The 17,647-nt window shown below is 60.7% G+C and carries 15 protein-coding genes; 12 read left to right on the top strand and 3 right to left on the bottom strand.

Going from position 1 to position 17,647, the window contains the following annotated elements:
• Window positions 1-255: 255 nt before the first annotated feature.
• From gshA to tauD, 5 genes are all read left to right on the top strand, one after another.
• Window positions 256-1,839: a glutamate--cysteine ligase gene (gene gshA, locus AD663_RS26660; RefSeq protein WP_053214812.1), complete on the top strand. Its 1,584-nt coding sequence runs from the start codon at window positions 256-258 to the stop codon at window positions 1,837-1,839.
• A 246-nt stretch (window positions 1,840-2,085) separates the two neighbouring features.
• Window positions 2,086-3,063 carry a taurine ABC transporter substrate-binding protein gene (gene tauA, locus AD663_RS26665; protein ID WP_003186829.1) on the top strand — a complete coding sequence of 326 codons (978 nt, stop codon included), beginning with the start codon at window positions 2,086-2,088 and terminating at the stop codon, window positions 3,061-3,063.
• Between the two features lie 25 nt (window positions 3,064-3,088).
• A complete protein-coding gene (gene tauB, locus AD663_RS26670) occupies window positions 3,089-3,883 on the top strand; it encodes a taurine ABC transporter ATP-binding subunit (protein WP_003186830.1) in 795 nt (264 codons plus the stop codon).
• Window positions 3,880-4,719 (top strand): taurine ABC transporter permease TauC, encoded by an 840-nt coding sequence (gene tauC, locus AD663_RS26675; protein ID WP_053214813.1) that lies wholly within the window; start codon window positions 3,880-3,882, stop codon window positions 4,717-4,719. Before tauB ends, tauC begins: the two co-directional genes overlap by 4 nt.
• Window positions 4,720-4,767: 48 nt before the next feature.
• Window positions 4,768-5,610, top strand: coding sequence for a taurine dioxygenase (gene tauD, locus AD663_RS26680; RefSeq protein ID WP_003186833.1), 843 nt, complete (start codon window positions 4,768-4,770; stop codon window positions 5,608-5,610).
• Window positions 5,611-5,767: 157 nt separating this feature from the next.
• Here the strand turns inward: tauD and mgrA are convergent, their stop codons facing one another.
• Together mgrA and AD663_RS26690 are read right to left on the bottom strand one after the other, a co-directional pair.
• Complete coding sequence (mgrA, locus tag AD663_RS26685; protein ID WP_053214814.1) at window positions 5,768-6,805, bottom strand: L-glyceraldehyde 3-phosphate reductase; 1,038 nt, start codon at window positions 6,803-6,805, stop codon at window positions 5,768-5,770.
• 212 nt (window positions 6,806-7,017) lie between these two features.
• Window positions 7,018-7,908 (bottom strand): LysR family transcriptional regulator, encoded by an 891-nt coding sequence (locus AD663_RS26690; RefSeq protein WP_053214815.1) that lies wholly within the window; start codon window positions 7,906-7,908, stop codon window positions 7,018-7,020.
• A gap of 119 nt (window positions 7,909-8,027) precedes the next feature.
• On the opposite strand from AD663_RS26690, the gene AD663_RS26695 reads away from it, so the two are divergent.
• Window positions 8,028-8,768, top strand: coding sequence for an SDR family oxidoreductase (locus AD663_RS26695; protein ID WP_003186838.1), 741 nt, complete (start codon window positions 8,028-8,030; stop codon window positions 8,766-8,768).
• A 12-nt stretch (window positions 8,769-8,780) separates the two neighbouring features.
• Here AD663_RS26695 and betT read toward each other — a convergent pair whose 3' ends face one another.
• Window positions 8,781-10,742 carry a choline transporter BetT gene (betT, locus tag AD663_RS26700; protein ID WP_172680645.1) on the bottom strand — a complete coding sequence of 654 codons (1,962 nt, stop codon included), beginning with the start codon at window positions 10,740-10,742 and terminating at the stop codon, window positions 8,781-8,783.
• Window positions 10,743-11,229: 487 nt separating this feature from the next.
• Between betT and AD663_RS26705 the strand changes: the two genes are divergently transcribed.
• From AD663_RS26705 to AD663_RS26730, 6 genes are all read left to right on the top strand, one after another.
• Window positions 11,230-12,222 (top strand): D-cysteine desulfhydrase, encoded by a 993-nt coding sequence (locus tag AD663_RS26705; protein ID WP_053214816.1) that lies wholly within the window; start codon window positions 11,230-11,232, stop codon window positions 12,220-12,222.
• Between the two features lie 309 nt (window positions 12,223-12,531).
• Window positions 12,532-13,326: a cystine ABC transporter substrate-binding protein gene (tcyJ, locus tag AD663_RS26710; protein WP_003186841.1), complete on the top strand. Its 795-nt coding sequence runs from the start codon at window positions 12,532-12,534 to the stop codon at window positions 13,324-13,326.
• On the top strand, window positions 13,326-13,991 hold the full coding sequence (gene tcyL, locus AD663_RS26715; RefSeq protein ID WP_053214817.1) for a cystine ABC transporter permease: 666 nt from the start codon (window positions 13,326-13,328) through the stop codon (window positions 13,989-13,991). Before tcyJ ends, tcyL begins: the two co-directional genes overlap by 1 nt.
• Window positions 13,992-13,994: 3 nt before the next feature.
• The gene (gene tcyN, locus AD663_RS26720) at window positions 13,995-14,753 is read left to right on the top strand and encodes an L-cystine ABC transporter ATP-binding protein TcyN (protein ID WP_053214818.1); all 759 of its coding nucleotides are present in this window, start codon (window positions 13,995-13,997) and stop codon (window positions 14,751-14,753) included.
• Between the two features lie 499 nt (window positions 14,754-15,252).
• Window positions 15,253-16,023 carry a hypothetical protein gene (locus AD663_RS26725; RefSeq protein WP_003186845.1) on the top strand — a complete coding sequence of 257 codons (771 nt, stop codon included), beginning with the start codon at window positions 15,253-15,255 and terminating at the stop codon, window positions 16,021-16,023.
• A gap of 376 nt (window positions 16,024-16,399) precedes the next feature.
• On the top strand, window positions 16,400-17,641 hold the full coding sequence (locus tag AD663_RS26730) for an SfnB family sulfur acquisition oxidoreductase (RefSeq protein ID WP_053214819.1): 1,242 nt from the start codon (window positions 16,400-16,402) through the stop codon (window positions 17,639-17,641).
• Window positions 17,642-17,647: the final 6 nt, after the last annotated feature.

Here is a 17,647-nt window from a genome sequence, read left to right on the forward strand (position 1 = left end):
TTTGGGGTAATTTCGACGCTACGAATGCGGCGCCGCAATTATCTGTGGGAGCGGGCTTGCTCGCGAAGGCGGTGTGTCAGCGACTTCCATTGCTGACAGATACGCCCTCTTCGCGAGCAAGCTCGCTCCCACAGTAATGGTGGCGGAGTCCTTAGCCGTACAAAAACCAGGCGAAAACGCCAGTTTTAACTTCACCCTTGTAGACCGTCTTGCCCACCCCCATATTGGGGCGACTGACGCGTGAAGGAATTCAACTTGAGCGACCTTTTAAACCGCCGCCTGGCCCTGCTTGGCGAGCGCGCCAACCTCTCCCTGCTTGAGCAATGCCTGCACGGCATCGAGCGTGAATGCCTGCGCGTCACGGACAATGGGCGCCTGGCCCAGACCCCGCATCCCGAGGCCCTGGGTTCGGCGTTGACCAACGAACAGATCACCACCGATTACTCCGAGTCGCTGTTGGAGTTCATCACGCCGGCCCTCGCCAACCCGGCCGACACCTTGCGCAGCCTGGACAAGATCCACCGCTTTGCCTATAGCAAACTGGGCGACGAATACCTGTGGAGTCCTTCGATGCCGTGCCCTTTGCCGGCCGAAGAGGACATCCCGATTGCGTACTATGGCACCTCGAATATCGGTCGGCTCAAGTACGTCTACCGCAAGGGCCTGGCGCTGCGCTATGGCAAGACCATGCAATGCATCGCCGGGATCCACTACAACTTTTCCCTGCCGGAAAAGCTCTGGCCGCTGCTCCGCCAGAGCGAAGCCGCCGAAGGAAGCGACCGGGACTTCCAGTCTTCAGCCTATATCGCGCTGATCCGAAATTTCCGCCGCTACAGCTGGCTGCTGATGTACCTGTTCGGTGCTTCGCCGGCGCTGGACGCCGGTTTCCTGCGAGGTCGCCCGCACCAGCTGGAACAACTGGACCCAGACACGTTGTACCTGCCTTATGCCACCAGCCTGCGCATGAGCGACCTGGGTTACCAGAGCAACGCCCAGGCCGGCCTCACACCGTGCTACAACGATCTGGAGAGCTACACCGACAGCCTGCGCAAAGCGGTGGCGACGCCCTATGCGCCTTACGTCGAAGTCGGCACCCACCAGAACGGCGAGTGGGTGCAGCTCAACACGAACATTCTGCAGATCGAAAACGAGTACTACTCCAATATCCGCCCCAAGCGCGTGACCTACACCGGCGAGCGCCCGATCCAGGCATTGATGGCCCGGGGCATCCAGTATGTCGAAGTGCGGTGCCTGGACATCAACCCGTTCCTGCCGATGGGCATCGACCTCACCGAGTCGCGATTCCTCGACGCATTCCTGCTGTATTGCGGCCTCAATGACAGCCCGCAACTGGAGAACAACGAGTGCGGCAACGCGACGAGCAACTTCCTCACCGTGGTCAAGGAAGGCCGCAAGCCTGGCCTGCAATTGCAGCGACAGGGGCAGCCGGTGGACATGCAAGCCTGGGCCGTCGAACTACTGGAAAAAATCGCGCCGCTGGCCTCGCTGCTTGATCAGAGCCAGGGCGGCGACGCTCACCGCCAGGCATTGGACGCACAATTGGCGAAGGTCCGGGACCCGTCCCTGACCCCTTCTGCCCAGGTGCTGGCCGCCATGGCCGAACATCAGGAAAGCTTCGCCCAGTTCTCCCTGCGCCAAAGCAAGGTCCACGCTGAATTCTTCCGTGCCGAACCGCTGCCTGTCCAAGAGCAGCAAGCATTCGAAGCAACCGCCCGCGAATCCCTGGTTCAACAAGCAGAACTGGAGCAGAACGAGGTGGGGGATTTCGACGTGTTCGTGGGCTCGTATCAGGCGAGCATCCTGGCGATCAGTAACTGAACACCACTTTTTGACTGGAATGCTCTTGTGGCGAGGGAGCTTGCTCCCGCTGGACTGCGCAGCAGGCCCTTCTTTACGGTTGCTGCGCAACCGAGCGGGAGCAAGCTCCCTCGCCACATGTAATCTCCACGCGCATAGATTTTTTCGCAAATAAGCTAATTCGAAAAAGTTATTTATTTAGCGATTCTTAGATCATTTAGTCTCCTCAAACGCCGAACACCCGGCGGCCTGTTGAGGAGCTTTCCCATGACGTTCAGTTTTCCCCTTCGCCTTCTCGCGGCCGCCTCCCTGGCCGTCACGAGTCTATTGACCCAGGCAGCCGACCTGACCGTCGCCTACCAGACCACCGTCGACCCGGCCAAAGTCGCCCAGGCCGACGGCGCCTATGAAAAAGCCACCCAAGCCAAGATCGACTGGCGCAAGTTCGACAACGGCGCCGACGTCATCACCGCCATCGCCTCGGGCGACGTGCAGATCGGTTACCTCGGTTCCAGCCCGCTGACCGCGGCCATCACCCGCAAGGTCCCGGTGGAAACCTTCCTCATCGCCACCCAGATTGGCGCCGCCGAAGCCCTGGTGGCCCGCGACGGTTCCGGGATCAAGACGCCCCAAGACCTGATCGGCAAGAAAATCGCCGTGCCGTTCGTTTCCACCGGCCATTACAGCCTGCTCGCCGCGTTGAAGCATTGGAACATCGACCCATCGAAAGTCACCATCCTCAACCTGGCACCACCGGCCATCATCGCCGCCTGGAAGCGCGGCGACATCGACGCCACCTACGTCTGGGACCCGGCGTTGGGCGTGGCCAAGGAAAACGGCAAGGTGCTGATCACTTCCGCAGAGCTGGCCAAGTTCGGTGCGCCAACCTTCGACGCCTGGATCGTGCGCAAGGACTTTGCCCAGAAGCATCCTGAAATCGTCACCGCCTTCGCCAAAGTCACCCTGGATGCCTACGCTCAGTACCGCAAGGACCCGCAAGCCTGGCTGGCCGATGCATCCAACATCGACAAACTGGTGAAGCTCTCCGGTGCCAAGGCCAGCGATATCCCGCTGTTGCTGCAAGGCAACGTCTTTCCCCTGGCAGCCGATCAGGTCGTGAGCCTCGGCGCTCCGACAACCAAAGCCATCACCGACACCGCAGTCTTCCTCAAGGAACAAGGCAAGGTCGAAGCCGTGCTGCCGGACTACGCGCCTTTCGTCAGCGCCAAATACATCACTCAGTGATCGATCAATAGAAGGAGCCACGGCAATGGCCTTGCTACAGCTGGAGCGTATCAGCGCACAGTACCCCGGCGCGGCGGAACCCGTGCTGGCGGATATCTCCTTGACCCTGGGCCCCCAGCAATTGCTGGTCGCCCTCGGCCCGTCCGGCAGTGGCAAGACTTCGCTGTTGAACCTGATCGCCGGGTTCGTCGAGCCCAGCGCCGGGCAAATCACCCTGGACGGCGTGCCCGTCAAAGGACCGAGTGCCGAGCGCGGCGTGGTGTTCCAGGACGATGCACTGTTGCCCTGGCAGGACGTGCTGGCAAACGTAGGATTTGGCCTGGAACTGGCCGGCGTCGCCAAGCAAAAGCGCGAGGCCCGAGCCCGGGAAATGCTCGCCTTGGTGGACCTCGCCGGTTTCGATCAACGCCGCGTCTGGCAGCTTTCCGGCGGCCAGAAGCAGCGCGTCGGCCTGGCACGGGCGCTGGCGGCTGATCCGCGTGTGTTGCTCATGGACGAGCCTTTCGGTGCGCTCGACGCTTTCACCCGCGAGCAAATGCAGGAGCTGTTGCTGCAGGTCTGGCAACGCACCGCCAAACCGGTGTTCCTGATCACCCATGACATTGAAGAGGCGGTGTTTCTCGCCACGGACCTGATCCTGCTGGCGCCCAACCCCGGGCAGATCGTCGAGCGCCTGCACCTGGACTTTGGCCAGCGCTACGGGGCCGGGGAATCCGCCCGGTCGATCAAATCCGACCCGCGCTTTATCGAAACCCGTGAGCATGTGCTCGCCAAGGTGTTCTCCCAACGCAGCGCCACTCGGCCACAGGAGCGCGCATGAGCAGCTACGAAATTCCAGCCGTGGTCAGCGAACCGGCAGACAAACGCCCGGCCACCGGCTCGCGGCTCAACCTGAGCACGCGATGGATCAGCGGCTTGACCCTGTTCGTATTGCTGGCCGTCTGGTGGGCAGTCACCGCCAGCGGCCAGATCGAACCCTTGTTCCTGCCTTCGCCCTCCGCCGTGCTGCAAAAAGGCTGGCTGCTGGCGACCAGCGGCTACATGGATTCCACCCTCTGGCAGCACTTGGGCGCAAGCCTTGAACGGATCGGCCTGGGTCTGTTGTTCGCGGTGCTGACGGCCGTGCCGGTGGGCATCGCCATTGGCGCCAATCGTATCGCAAGAGGGGTACTCGATCCGTTGATCGAGTTTTACCGACCGATCCCACCATTGGCGTACCTGCCATTGATCGTGATCTGGTGCGGCATCGGTGAATTGTCGAAGGTGCTGCTGATTTACCTGGCGATCTTCGCCCCGATCGCCATCGCCACCGCCACCGGCGTGCGCACCGTCGACCCGGCGAAATTGCGCGCCGCGCAGTCCCTCGGCGCCACGCGAGCTCAGTTGATTCGCCATGTGATCGTGCCCAGCGCCCTGCCGGATATCCTCACCGGGATTCGCATCGGGCTGGGCGTAGGCTGGTCAACATTGGTGGCCGCTGAGCTGATCGCCGCCACCAGCGGCCTGGGGTTCATGGTGCAGTCTGCGGCGCAGTTCCTGGTCACCGATGTGGTGGTGCTGGGGATTCTGGTGATCGCGCTGATTGCCTTCGCCATGGAAATGGGCTTGCGCGCTCTGCAACGCAAACTGGTGCCGTGGCACGGCCAGGCCCATTGACACCTAATGACCACGCCGACCATTCGGCGCCCAGAGCGAGAACGTACGATGAATCGCCCGACCATTACCCCGTTGAGCACCGCCCTCGGCGCGCAGATCAGCGGGATCGACATCAGCCAGCCGTTGCTTCCTGAACATCACCAAGTGATAGAGCAGGCGCTGCTTGAACATCAGGTGCTGTTTTTTCGCGACCAGCCCATCGAGCCGGTGCAGCAAGCACGTTTCGCTGCGTATTTCGGCGACCTGCACATTCATCCGATCTACCCCAACGTGCCCGAGCAGCCCGAAGTATTGGTGCTCGACACGGCTGTCACCGATGTGCGCGACAACGCCGTGTGGCACACCGACGTGACCTTCCTGCCGACGCCCGCCATGGGCGCGGTGCTCAGTGCCAAGCTGCTGCCGGCGTTCGGTGGCGATACGTTGTGGGCCAGTGGCATTGCCGCTTATGAAGCCTTGTCGGCGCCATTGAAGCGCTTGCTGGAAGGCCTGACGGCGACCCACGATTTCACCCGGTCCTTTCCGTTGGAGCGCTTTGGCAATAGCGCCGAAGACCTGGCGCGCTGGGAAGAAGCGCGGCGCAAGAATCCACCGTTGTCCCATCCGGTGATCCGCACCCATCCGGTGAGCGGGCGCCGCTCGCTGTTCGTCAATGAAGGCTTCACCACACGCATCAACGAGCTGTCGGAAACCGAAAGCGAGGCGATCCTGAAACTGCTGTTCGCCCATGCCACGCGCCCGGAATTTACCCTTCGCTGGCGCTGGCAGGCCAATGACGTGGCATTCTGGGACAACCGCGTGACCCAGCATTTCGCCGTGGACGATTATCGTCCTGCCCGGCGCGTGATGCACCGGGCGACGGTATTGGGGGATGTGCCGTTTTTCCGCTGAACACACCGCCCACCCGTGGCGAGGGCGCTTGCTCCCGCTGGGCTGCGCAGCAGTCGTAAAACCGGCTGACCCGGTCTGACTGAAAAAGTGCGTTATGCCGATTGGGGCCGCTGCGCAGCCCAGCGGGAGCAAGCTCCCTCGCCACGGGGGATTTGTGTTATTCAGCTGACGAAGGTTTTTCCCAAAGATTGATCCCGCCTTCCTGGGCAAACCGGTCGATCTCCGCCAGTTCTTCGGCGCTGAAGTTGAGGTTGCGCAGCGCTCCGACGTTCTCAATGATCTGCTCCGGCCGGCTGGCACCGATCAGGGCCGAGGTGACCCGTGGATCCCGCAAGGTCCAGGCCAGGGCCATCTGCGCGAGGCTTTGACCGCGGCGCTGAGCGATTTCGTTAAGGGCGCGCACGTGAGCGATATTGTCTTCGGACAGGTGCGAAGCCTGCAACGAACCGCCACCCGGACGATTGACCCGCGCGTCGGCCGGAATACCCTTGAGGTACTTGTCGGTCAGCAGCCCTTGGGCCAGCGGGGTGAAGGCGATAACACCGGTGCCCAGCTCCTCGGTAGCGTCCAGCAGGTCCTTTTCCACCCAACGATTGAGCAGGTTATAGGCCGGCTGGTGAATCAGCAGCGGGACTTTCCACTCGTTGAGCAGCGCGGCCATCTCCCGGGTCTTCACGCCCGAATACGAAGAGATACCAATGTACAGCGCCTTGCCCTGCTGCACGGCGGTGGCCAGCGCACTGGCAGTTTCTTCCAGCGGCGTGTCAGGGTCGAAGCGATGGGAATAAAAGATATCCACATAGTCCAACCCCAGGCGCTGCAGGCTCTGGTCGAGGCTGGCGAGCACGTACTTGCGCGAGCCACCGCCCTGGCCGTAAGGTCCCGGCCACATGTCCCACCCGGCCTTGCTGGAAATGATCAGCTCATCGCGGTACTGCTTGAAGTCCTCACGCAGCAATCGGCCGAAATTGATCTCGGCGCTGCCATAGGGAGGCCCGTAGTTATTCGCCAGGTCGAAGTGGTTGATGCCCAGGTCAAACGCCGTACGCAGCAAGGCGCGCTGGGCGTCGATGGGCGTGCTGTCGCCAAAGTTGTGCCACAACCCCAACGACAGCGCCGGCAGTACCAGCCCACTGCGACCGACGCGGCGGTAAGGAATGGACTCGTAGCGGTTTTCGGCAGCGGTGTAGGTCATCGAAAAGCTCTCTGTTCGGGCATCTGGATGGCAGACGCTAACATTTCACAGACGCATCGGTCAGGCCGAAAGTTCGCCTATCTCTGTGGGAGCGGGCTTGCTCGCGAAAGCGCTGTGTCAGTTTACGGTGACGTTGGATGTGCCGACGCCTTCGCGAGCGAGCCCGCTCCCACAGGGAATACTCGATGCCAGGCCAATGGAGACAACATTCATTAACGAGCCTTGGCAAACACCTCCGCCAGCCAATCCACAAACACGCGAACCCGTGGCGACATGTGGCGATTGTGGGGGTAGAGCACCGAAATCGGCATGGACGGTGGTGGCGTGGCGGTGAGGATTTCCTGGATCAGGCCTTGTTGGATCTGGGTTTCCATCCGGTAGTAAGGGCATTGGATCAGGCCCAGGCCGGCGATGGCGGAGGCGGCATAGATTTCGGCGCCGAACACTGAGATTGCGCCGTCTATGGCTACTTCCCGAAGTTCGCCGTCGACCATGAACTCGAACGGATACAGTTTGGCGGTGGTACGCGAGACGTAGTTCACCGCCCGGTGCTGGCTCAGGTCGTCGAGGCTTTTCGGCTCTCCGTACTGGCGCAGATAAGCCGGACTGGCGCAGGTGATCTGGCGCAGGTTGGCGACGCGGCGCCCTATCAGCGACGAATCCGCCAGCGTGCCAGCCCGCAGCACGCAATCGACCCCTTCGGTAATAAGGTCGACAAAACGATCGGCCTCGCTGATGGACAGCTCGATGTCTGGGTATTGCGCCATGAACTGCGGCAGCGCCGGGATCACAAAATGTCGGGCGAGCGTGCCATGCATGTCCACCCGCAACCGCCCCTTGGGCGCCACGCTGCGAAACGCCAGTTCGGCTTCTTCCAGCTCTGCTAGCAATTGCACGCAGCGCGGGTAGTAAGCCTCGCCATCGAGGGTCGGGCGCACTTTGCGGGTGCTACGCTCCAGCAAGCGCACGCCCAGCCAGGCTTCGAACTGGTTGAGGGTGTGGGTCAGCGTGGCGCGGGGCAGGTTCAAGTCATCGGCGGCCAGGGTAAAGCTGCTGCGTTCGTAGATGCGCACGAACACCTTCATCGCCTTGACTTGATCCATTTGGAATCTTACGCCCTGATTGTTGGCAACTATTGAACAGTCAAGGCAACTCTCCTGTATTTATCGCCGCAAGTAAACATGTGAATCTCGCTTCACCCCACTTCAAGAGGAGCACACCCATGACGACTCAAACGCCCAAAGTTGCCATCATCACTGGCGCCTCCCGCGGCATCGGCGCCGAAATCGCCAAGCATTTGGCCAGCGAAGGTTTTGCCGTTGCCATCAACTATGCCAGCAGCGCCACCGAAGCTTCGAAACTGGTGGTGCAGTTGCGCCAAGCCGGTCACCAAGCCATAGCGGTCAAGGCGGATGTGTCTTCTGCCAGCGATGTCCGGCGGTTGTTCGATGAAACCGAGGCGCAACTGGGCAAGGTCGATGTGCTGGTCAACAACGCCGGCATCCTTCAGGTAATGCCCTTGGCGCAGCACAGCGATGAGCTGTTCGAGCAGACGTTCGCCATCAACACCCGTGGCACTTTCAACACCCTGCGCGAAGCCGCAACCCGCCTGAATGACGGTGGCCGAATCGTGAATTTTTCCAGCAGCACCGTTGGCCTCAACCTGCCCGGCTACGCTGTGTACATCGCCAGCAAGGCTGCAGTGGAATCGTTGACCCAAGTGTTTGCCAAGGAGCTGCGCGGGCGTCAGATCACCGTCAATGCCGTGGCCCCCGGCCCCGTCGCCACCGAACTGTTCATGCACGGCAAGAGCGAAGAACAAGTGCAGCATTACGCCAAGATGCCGCCCTTGGAACGCCTCGGCCAGCCGCAAGACATCGCCCGCGTCATCGCCTTCCTGGTGAGCCCGGATGCCGGCTGGGTGAACGGGCAGATCCTGCGGGCCAATGGCGGGCTTGTCTGAGATTCAGCCCGCTCAGCGCACCAAGTGCAGGAACTGCATGTGCCGCTCGTACTGGTCGAGGATGTCGTTGATGACCTGCTCTCGGGTGTAGCCCACCAGGTCATAATCCTGGCTACCCTCGCTCAGGTGCACTTCGGCACGGTAATAACGGCGATTGTTGAGTTCCTTGGAACCCATGCCGCCCCGGGCGAAGGACGGCGTGAAGTAGCCGCGCATCTGCACCTGATAAATGAACGGATGCTGCTCGCCGTGGCCGATTTCCAGGCTGACGCTGTCATTGGCCGGGTCTGGCTGGGTCACGACCGTGAGGCCCTTCTCGGCGAATACCGCCTTCACGTCTTCAACGGCCGGGCGCACTGTCGTGTCGAGAAACCGATACACCTCGTCGCGAGACGGAAAATGCACCGCCTGGCTCAAGCGCTGGCGCCAGCCGCCCGTGCCCCGGCGTGAACCCGACACCGGTGCGAGGGAATGCAATTGCGCGATCTGCTTCTGGGACTCCAGGTAGAACGCCTTGTGCAACCCCCACATCATCAACAAAAGAATCAGCGAGAACGGCAACGACGTCAGCACCACCGCCGACTTCAAGGCATCGATGCTGCCGGAGAACAGCAATGCGCTAGTCACCAGGGCGGTCATCGCGCCCCAGAACACCCGCAGCCATTTCGGCCCGTCTTCATCGGGATTGCCGCCCTTGGCCGACAGCGTCGAAAGCACCACGGTGCCCGAATCGGCGGACGTGACGAAGAAGACGAAGCTGATGAACACCGTGACCGCGATGACGGTCTTGCTCCACGGGTAGGTTTCCAGCAACAGGTACAGGCTCATCGACGGATTTTCCAGGGCGCTCATGCCCAAGGCGCTCATGCCATGGTTCAGCACCTGGTCGATGGCGCTGTTGCCGAAGATCGACATCCACGCCAGGGTGAAGCCCAAGGGAATCAGCAACACTCCAAACACAAATTCGCGAATGGTCCGGCCACGGGAAATCCGTGCGATGAACAGCCCCACGAACGGCGACCACGCAATCCACCAGGCCCAGTAGAACACTGTCCAGCCGCCCAACCAGTCGCTGGGTTTGTTGTAGGCGTACAGGTCGAAACTCTTCATCGGCAAGGCGCCGAGGTAATCGCCGATGTTCTGGATCAACGTGTTGAGCAGATGCTGGGTGGGCCCGGCGAACAGCACGAACAACAGCAACGCGCAGGCCAGCAGCATGTTGATGTCGGACATGACCCGCACGCCTTTATCGACGCCCGCCACTGCGACGATGATTGCCGCGCCCATCATCAGCACGATCAGACCGACCTGGATCCACTGGGTATGGGCGATGCCGAACAGGTAATCGAGCCCGGAATTGAGGTGCAATACACCAAAGCCCATGTCCGCCCCGAGGCCGAACACGGTGGCGATGATGCCAAAGCCATCCACCGCATAGCCGATGGGGCCATTGATGCGCTTGCCGATCAGCGGGTACAGCGCCGAACGCAGGGCCAGTGGCAGGTTGTGCCGATAGGCGAAGTACGCCAAAGCCATGCCGACGAAAGCGAACACTCCCCAGCCGTGCAGCCCCCAGTGCAAGAACAGGATCTGCATGGCCTGGCGCGCGGCCTCGGCGGTGCCGGCCTCGCCCTGGGGCGGTTGCACCATGTGGGTCAACGGCTCGGAAACACAAAAGAAAAACAGGGTGATGCTGATCCCGGCGGCGAACAGCATGCCGGCCCAGGACAGATAGCTGAATTCGGGCTCGTCGTGGTCGGCACCGAGCTTGATCTTGCCGTAGCCGGACAAGGCGGTGACCACCACGAAGACCAGATACAGGGTCATCGCCAGCATGTAATACCAGCCGACCGTATTGGCCGCCCAGTTCTGCGCCGCCAGCAGCCAGGCGCCGGCCTGCTCCGGCACGGCAATGACCACCAGGCCAAACAGCAGGATGAAGGTCGCGGCGAAGTAAAAGACCGGCGGGTTCATGCGGACCAGGCCGCTGGCGGGAAGAGACGAGGCACTCATGGGCAGTGCACTCGGGAAAACATAAAAATGACGATCGAAAACGGACTCGGCAAAAGCAAGCCTCCTGTTGTGAGCGGGCAGCAAACCGGCGGTTTAACTTGAATGAACGTTCAATTTAAACATAGATAGGCAGCTAAGGACTAATCGCAGGGCTCGACGGTACGTTTCCTACGCTAGTCCATGGGGAGGTATGACGTTGCCTGGAGCGTATTCGTTCATTAGCGACACGAACCCTGTGGGAGCGGGCTTGCTCGCGAAGAGGCCGTCACATTCACCATAGTGTCGATTGAAAGTCCGCTTTCGCGAGCAAGCCCGCTCACAGGTTTTTCGTGATGAGCTGGGTATCCAATCCTCTGTCCGGTTTACTGTCTCAACCAACGATTGGCGGTTGCCCACAAATAAGCGCATGCCTATAGTCCAGGCATCTCCTACAACCAGTACGGCCCCCATGATCAAACAACAACTGGCGCGTTTTAATCGTCTCGACTTGCTCGGCCATCCGACGCCGCTGGAAAAACTCGACCGCCTCTCTACCTGGCTTGGTCGTGAGATCTATATCAAGCGCGACGACCTGACTCCGTTGGCCCTGGGTGGCAACAAACTGCGCAAGCTCGAATACCTCGCTGCCGATGCCCTGGCCCAGGGCGCCGACACACTCATCACCGCCGGCGCGATACAGTCCAACCACGTGCGCCAGACCGCTGCATTGGCCGCGAAGCTGGGCCTGGGTTGCGTGGCGCTGCTGGAAAACCCCATCGGCACCCAGGACGGCAATTACCTGGGTAACGGCAACCGCCTGCTACTGGAACTGTTCGACGCCAAGGTCGAACTGGTCGAGAACCTGGACAATGCCGACGACCAACTCCAGGCCCTCGCCGATCGTCTGCGCAACAATGGTAAAAAACCTTATCTGGTGCCGATTGGCGGTTCGAACGCCTTGGGCGCGCTGGGCTATGTACGCGCCGGCCTGGAACTGGCCGAGCAGATCAAGGACACCGGGCTCGATTTCGCCGCCGTGGTGCTGGCTTCCGGCAGCGCCGGGACCCACAGTGGCCTGGCGCTGGCCTTGAGCGAAAGCCTGCCGACGCTTCCCGTGATCGGCGTGACAGTTTCGCGCAGCGAGGAAGACCAGTTTCCGAAGGTCCAGGGCCTGGCCGAGCGCACCGCGCAGTTGCTGGACATCGCCCTTCCAGAAGCCTTCAAGGTGAACCTGTGGGACGAATATTTCGCGCCCCGTTACGGCGAGCCCAACGCCGGGACACTGGCGGCGGTCAAGCTGCTGGCGAGCCAGGAAGGCGTGTTGCTGGATCCGGTCTACACCGGCAAGGCCATGGCTGGCCTGCTCGACGGTATCGGCCGCGACCGCTTCGATGAAGGCCCGATCATTTTCCTGCACACCGGCGGCGCGCCGGCGTTGTTTGCCTATGACACAGCGTTTTAGGATGTTTAAAGATTCCCATGTGGGAGCGGGCTTGCTCGCGAAGGCGGCGGTACATTCAACATCGATGTGTCGGACAATACGCCTTCGCGAGCAAGCCCGCTCCCACAGAACCCTCATTCCAATTAAGTATATGCAATTGATTTAATATTATTTTCCAATCTATAGACGCCGTCTTATAGTCTCGCCGCAGGCGCATTTGCCGCGAGACGTCCAGGCTGCTTTAAGGCAGGATGTTGCAGATTTTTCCAATCGCGGCTACGCCTTTCTCATCCAAAATAACGTCTTCATAAGAAAACACAGGGGCTTGTCATGAATTTTTCCGCATTACGTCGCAACCTGTTGGTGGGTTCGCTGGGCCTGGCATTGAGCGCCGGCCTGTTGGGGCAAGCGGTTGCCGGTGAGCAGCTGCAAAAAATCAAGGACGCGGGCGTGATCAACGTCGGCCTGGAAGGCACTTATCCGCCGTTCAGCTTCGTCGACGCCGACGGCAAGCTGGCCGGTTTCGAAGTGGAATTTTCCGAAGCCTTGGCCAAAGAGCTGGGGGTGAAGGTCAAACTGCAGCCGACCAAATGGGACGGCATCCTTGCAGCGCTGGAATCCAAGCGCCTGGACGCAGTGATCAACCAGGTGACCATCTCCGAAGAGCGCAAGAAGAAGTATGACTTCTCCCAGCCCTACACCGTTTCCGGTATCCAGGCGCTTGTGCTGACCAAGAACCAGGGCGCCATCAAGACCGCCGCCGACCTGGCCGGCAAGAAGGTCGGGGTAGGTTTGGGCACCAACTACGAGCAATGGGTCAAAGCCAACGTGCCCGGCGCTGACGTGCGCACTTACGAAGACGATCCGACCAAGTTCCAAGACCTGCGCGTCGGCCGCATCGATGCTATCTTGATCGACCGCCTCGCTGCGCTGGAATACGCCAAGAAAGCCAAGGATACGACGGCCGCTGGCGAAGCGTTTTCTCGCCAGGAATCGGGCATTGCCCTGCGCAAAGGCGAGCCAGAGCTGCTGGACGCGGTCAACAAGGCAATCGACAAACTGCGGGCCGACGGCACTCTCGCCAAGATCTCGCAGAAGTACTTCAACGCTGACGTCACTCAATAATGGAAGCAGCTTTTCAACTCGCGCTGGATTCCGCGCCCTTTTTGCTCAAGGGCGCGTACTACACGGTCATCCTCAGCCTCGGCGGCATGTTTTTCGGCTTGCTGCTGGGGTTCGGCCTGGCACTGATGCGCCTGTCGCGCTTCAAGCTGGTGAGCTGGATCGCCCGTATCTACGTGTCGTTCTTTCGCGGCACGCCGTTGCTGGTGCAGTTGTTCGTGATCTATTATGGCTTGCCGCAACTGGGCATCGAACTGGATCCACTGCCGGCGGCCCTGATCGGTTTTTCTCTGAACATGGCTGCCTATGCGTGTGAAATCCTGCGGGCCGCCATCAGCTCCATCGAGCGCGGTCAGTGGGAAGCGGCGGCCAGTATCGGCATGACCCGTGCCCAGACCCTGCGCCGGGCCATCCTGCCGCAAGCCGCACGCACGGCCCTGCCTCCGCTGGGTAACAGCTTCATTTCCCTGGTCAAGGACACCGCGCTGGCGGCGACCATCCAGGTACCGGAGCTGTTCCGTCAAGCGCAGTTGATCACCGCGCGCACCTTCGAAATCTTCACCATGTACCTTGCCGCCGCGCTGATCTATTGGGTTCTGGCCAGTGTGCTCTCGCACTTGCAGAACGTCCTGGAAGCTCGGGTCAATCGGCATGACCAGGAGTCCTGACCCATGATTGTCGTGGAAAAACTGACAAAACAGTTCAAGGGTCAGGTGGTCCTTAACGGCATCGACTTGGAGATTGAAGAAGGTGAAGTGGTTGCGATCATCGGCCCCAGCGGCTCGGGCAAGACCACCTTCCTGCGCTGCCTGAACTTCCTGGAGGAACCCACCAGCGGCCGGATCAAGGTCGGCGACATCGAGATCGATGGCAGTCGCCCGCTGAACCAGCAGCAGAACCTGGTGCGCCGTTTGCGCCAGCAGGTGGGCTTCGTGTTCCAGAACTTCAACCTGTTTCCCCATCGCACCGCATTGGAAAACGTCACCGAAGGCCCGTTGGTGGTGAAAAAAACACCGCGTGCCGAAGCCGAGGCCCTGGGCCGCAAGCTTCTGGCCAAGGTGGGGCTGGCCGGCAAGGAGGACGCCTACCCACGGCGGCTTTCCGGCGGTCAGCAACAGCGCGTGGCGATTGCCCGGGCGCTGGCGATGGAACCGGCGGTCATCCTGTTCGACGAGCCGACCTCGGCCCTCGATCCGGAACTGGTGGGCGAAGTACTGGCGACCATTCGTGGCCTGGCCGAAGAAAAACGCACCATGGTCATCGTGACCCATGAAATGGGCTTCGCCCGGGACGTGGCGAACCGCGTGGTGTTTTTCGACAAAGGCGTGATCGTTGAGCAAGGCGAAGCCAAGGCCTTGTTTGCAGCCCCTAAAGAAGAACGAACTCGGCAATTCCTCAGCAAGTTTCTCTCCGCTGGGCACGCTCAGTAAGTTATTCGCCGCACTGTCACTTCCAGGGATGGAAGTGCCGTTGTGATAACAAAGATTACAACACCGCTCACTGAACTTTTAATATAGAAACAACTGGCAACTTCCCGCTGTCAATCTCTCGCAAACCTCCTCTAGCTCTATACATTTATCGCAACACTTCCCTCCGCGCCAAGCATGTATCAACCCTAGTCATCAGACCTCCTTAAAACCAGAGCCTCCCCCATCCGAGCCGAGGAAAAAGGCGCTGAATGCCGCGCATTACTAACTTCACCATGTAGGAAATTTCTGAAGCCTTGCTTTAAGAATTAATAAGCAAGTAGCTCTATTGACACTGAAACTATTGAACCCTTATCTAGTGCCCAACAGGCGTCGCACATAAGTTTAATCCTGCGCTTTGATTCATCGTTATCCATTGCAACTGCGTAAGCGTATGTCGCGATTATCCAGCGCTTTGTTCTTCCCGAAACGGACTTCGTTTTCAAGCATCAAGGAGAGCACCATGACATGTATGTCGAATATTCCCGAACTGGCCGCGCCCACCCTGGTCAATGCCCACCCTACCGGCGTGAGCATCGCCAGCGCCGCTCACCTGGAAATCGCCATTACCCCCTACCCCGGCATGGACGCCGGCGATCTGATCGAGCTGTTCTGGGATGACTGCTACGCCGGCTCGCGCCAACTGTCCCAAGCGGACCTGCAAGGCCCCGTCACGCTGCGGGTTCCGGAGAGCTTCATTCTCAACGGCACCTCGCACATCCATTACCGCGTCATGCAGATTGGACGCGGGCCCGCGCTTTCGGCCAGCCAACAGGTTCAGGTGAAACTCGATTGCCCCGGCGGGCAGCCGTCAAGCCTGAGCGGCGATGAAAACCAGGGCCTGGCGCCGGTGGGCATTCCCGAGGCCATCCGCCGCCAAGGGGTGAACCCCAACCAGATCAAGCGCGGCGTGCCATTGACGATCGAACCCTACCTGAACATGGCTGCCGACGATGCAGTCACCCTACGCTGGGGCGATGTGCGCCTGGACCTGGCGCCGGTCAAACCGGAAGAAGTCGGCCAGCCGATCCATATCTGGGTGCCGCCGCACATCATTTTGGAAGCAGGGGAAGACCTGCGTTTGGAGGTGACCTATTGCATCCTTGACCGGGTGGGCAACAACTCCCTCTGGGCACCGCCACGAACGCTGAAGATCGGCTGCGCCAATCCCAATCTGAAAAAGCCTTCCATAGAACTGCCCATGGTCGCTGAACCGCGTCATCGAGTGTCTTGATACGCGAGACGCTATCGTGAGGATCGCTTTTGTGTGGCGAGGGAGCTTGCTCCCGCTTGGGTGCGTAGCGCCCACCGTCAAAAAAGAAGGGTCGCTGCGCAACCCAGCGGGAGCAAGCTCCCTCGCCACAAAAGCCGCCTTGTCCAAGAAGCCCAAGTCTCGGATTTAAATCCAACCTATGCATATTCCTAAAAGTTAGTTCATAAAAAATTTATACGCGTTTAGGGTATATACACCGGACCACCGGACATTCTTGATTTTCCTCGCCGCATTGCATCGCGGCGTTTTTCTTAAGATGTGAGGTGGGTATGGAACGCAACACAATCACCCCAGTGCAGTATGCCCAGGCACTGCCAGCCGCCACGGAGTGGCAGTAATGTCGGACCTGGCGCAAGCAAAGGTCCAGAGCGACCAGGACATCGCACCGCTGCTGCTACCTGCGCAGGTGCTACGCAACGATGCCGAGGCGATCAAAGCCGCCCATGAACTGGCCCAAGTCGCCCGTCAGCAGGCGGCGCGGCGCGATCAACAGCGCAAGCTGCCTTGGTCGGAAATCGAGCAATTCACCCGCAGCGGACTGGGTAGCATCGCCGTCCCCCGGCAGTACGGTGGACCGCAGGTTTCGTTCGTCACCATCGCCGACGTGTTTGCAATCATTTCCGCTGCCGATCCAGCCCTCGGACAGATCCCGCAGAACCAGTTCGGCGTGCTCCAGCTGATCCTCGGCTGCGGCACCGAACGGCAAAAGAAAATTCTTTTACAGAGCGTGCTGGAAGGCTGGCGCATCGGCAATGCCGGGCCGGAACGTGGCGTTCGCAATACCCTTGAGCTCAAGGCCCGGATCACCTCCGATGGCGACAGGTATGTCATCAACGGTCAGAAGTTCTACTCCACCGGCGCGTTGTTCGCCCATTGGGTGGCGGTCAAGGCGCTGAATGACGACGGCCGGCAAGTGTTGGCGTTCGTTCGGCGCGGCACGCCGGGGCTGCGGATCGTCGACGACTGGTCCGGCTTTGGCCAGCGCACCACGGCCAGCGGTACCGTGCTGCTGAACAACGTGCGCGTCGACGCTGAACTGGTGCTGGATAACTGGCGCGTCAACGACACACCCGGTGTACAGGGTGCGATTTCACAACTGATCCAGGCCGCCATCGATGCAGGCATCGCCCGCGGCGCTATCGACGACGCCATCGCGTTTGTCCGCGAGCGGGCCCGGCCCTGGATCGACGCGAAAGTCGAGCGGGCCAGCGACGATCTCTACGTGATCGCCGACATCGGCAAGCTGAAAATCGAACTGCACGCCGCCGAGGCGCTGTTGCGCAAAGCCGGGCGGGTGCTGGACCAGGTCAGCGCTGCCCCCATTACCGCGCAGTCTGCCGCCCATGCCTCGATTGTCGTGGCCGAGGCCAAGGCGCTCACCACCGAGATCGCCCTGCAAGCCAGCGAAAAACTCTTCGAACTGGCCGGCAGCCGGGCCACCCTCGCCGAATTCAATCTCGATCGCCACTGGCGCAACGCGCGGGTCCACACCCTGCACGACCCGGTGCGCTGGAAGTACCACGCAATCGGCGCCTATCGCCTGAACGGCAGCCTGCCGGCCCGACATTCCTGGATCTGACGACCC

It is taken from the genome of Pseudomonas sp. Q12-87 (assembly GCF_001269755.1).
In the GTDB taxonomy this organism is placed as follows: Bacteria; Pseudomonadota; Gammaproteobacteria; order Pseudomonadales; family Pseudomonadaceae; genus Aquipseudomonas; species Aquipseudomonas fluorescens_S.

Bases quoted from the DNA above. Each gene is read 5' to 3' on its own strand.
- tauA (WP_003186829.1), top strand. From the start codon at position 2,086: ATGACGTTCAGTTTTCCCCTTCGCCTTCTCGCGGCCGCCTCCCTGGCC.
- tauB (WP_003186830.1), top strand. From the start codon at position 3,089: ATGGCCTTGCTACAGCTGGAGCGTATCAGCGCACAGTACCCCGGCGCG.
- tauC (WP_053214813.1), top strand. From the start codon at position 3,880: ATGAGCAGCTACGAAATTCCAGCCGTGGTCAGCGAACCGGCAGACAAA.
- tauD (WP_003186833.1), top strand. From the start codon at position 4,768: ATGAATCGCCCGACCATTACCCCGTTGAGCACCGCCCTCGGCGCGCAG.
- mgrA (WP_053214814.1), bottom strand. From the start codon at position 6,805: ATGACCTACACCGCTGCCGAAAACCGCTACGAGTCCATTCCTTACCGC.
- AD663_RS26690 (WP_053214815.1), bottom strand. From the start codon at position 7,908: ATGGATCAAGTCAAGGCGATGAAGGTGTTCGTGCGCATCTACGAACGC.
- AD663_RS26695 (WP_003186838.1), top strand. From the start codon at position 8,028: ATGACGACTCAAACGCCCAAAGTTGCCATCATCACTGGCGCCTCCCGC.
- betT (WP_172680645.1), bottom strand. From the start codon at position 10,742: ATGAACCCGCCGGTCTTTTACTTCGCCGCGACCTTCATCCTGCTGTTT.
- AD663_RS26705 (WP_053214816.1), top strand. From the start codon at position 11,230: ATGATCAAACAACAACTGGCGCGTTTTAATCGTCTCGACTTGCTCGGC.
- tcyJ (WP_003186841.1), top strand. From the start codon at position 12,532: ATGAATTTTTCCGCATTACGTCGCAACCTGTTGGTGGGTTCGCTGGGC.
- tcyL (WP_053214817.1), top strand. From the start codon at position 13,326: ATGGAAGCAGCTTTTCAACTCGCGCTGGATTCCGCGCCCTTTTTGCTC.
- tcyN (WP_053214818.1), top strand. From the start codon at position 13,995: ATGATTGTCGTGGAAAAACTGACAAAACAGTTCAAGGGTCAGGTGGTC.
- AD663_RS26725 (WP_003186845.1), top strand. From the start codon at position 15,253: ATGACATGTATGTCGAATATTCCCGAACTGGCCGCGCCCACCCTGGTC.
- AD663_RS26730 (WP_053214819.1), top strand. From the start codon at position 16,400: ATGTCGGACCTGGCGCAAGCAAAGGTCCAGAGCGACCAGGACATCGCA.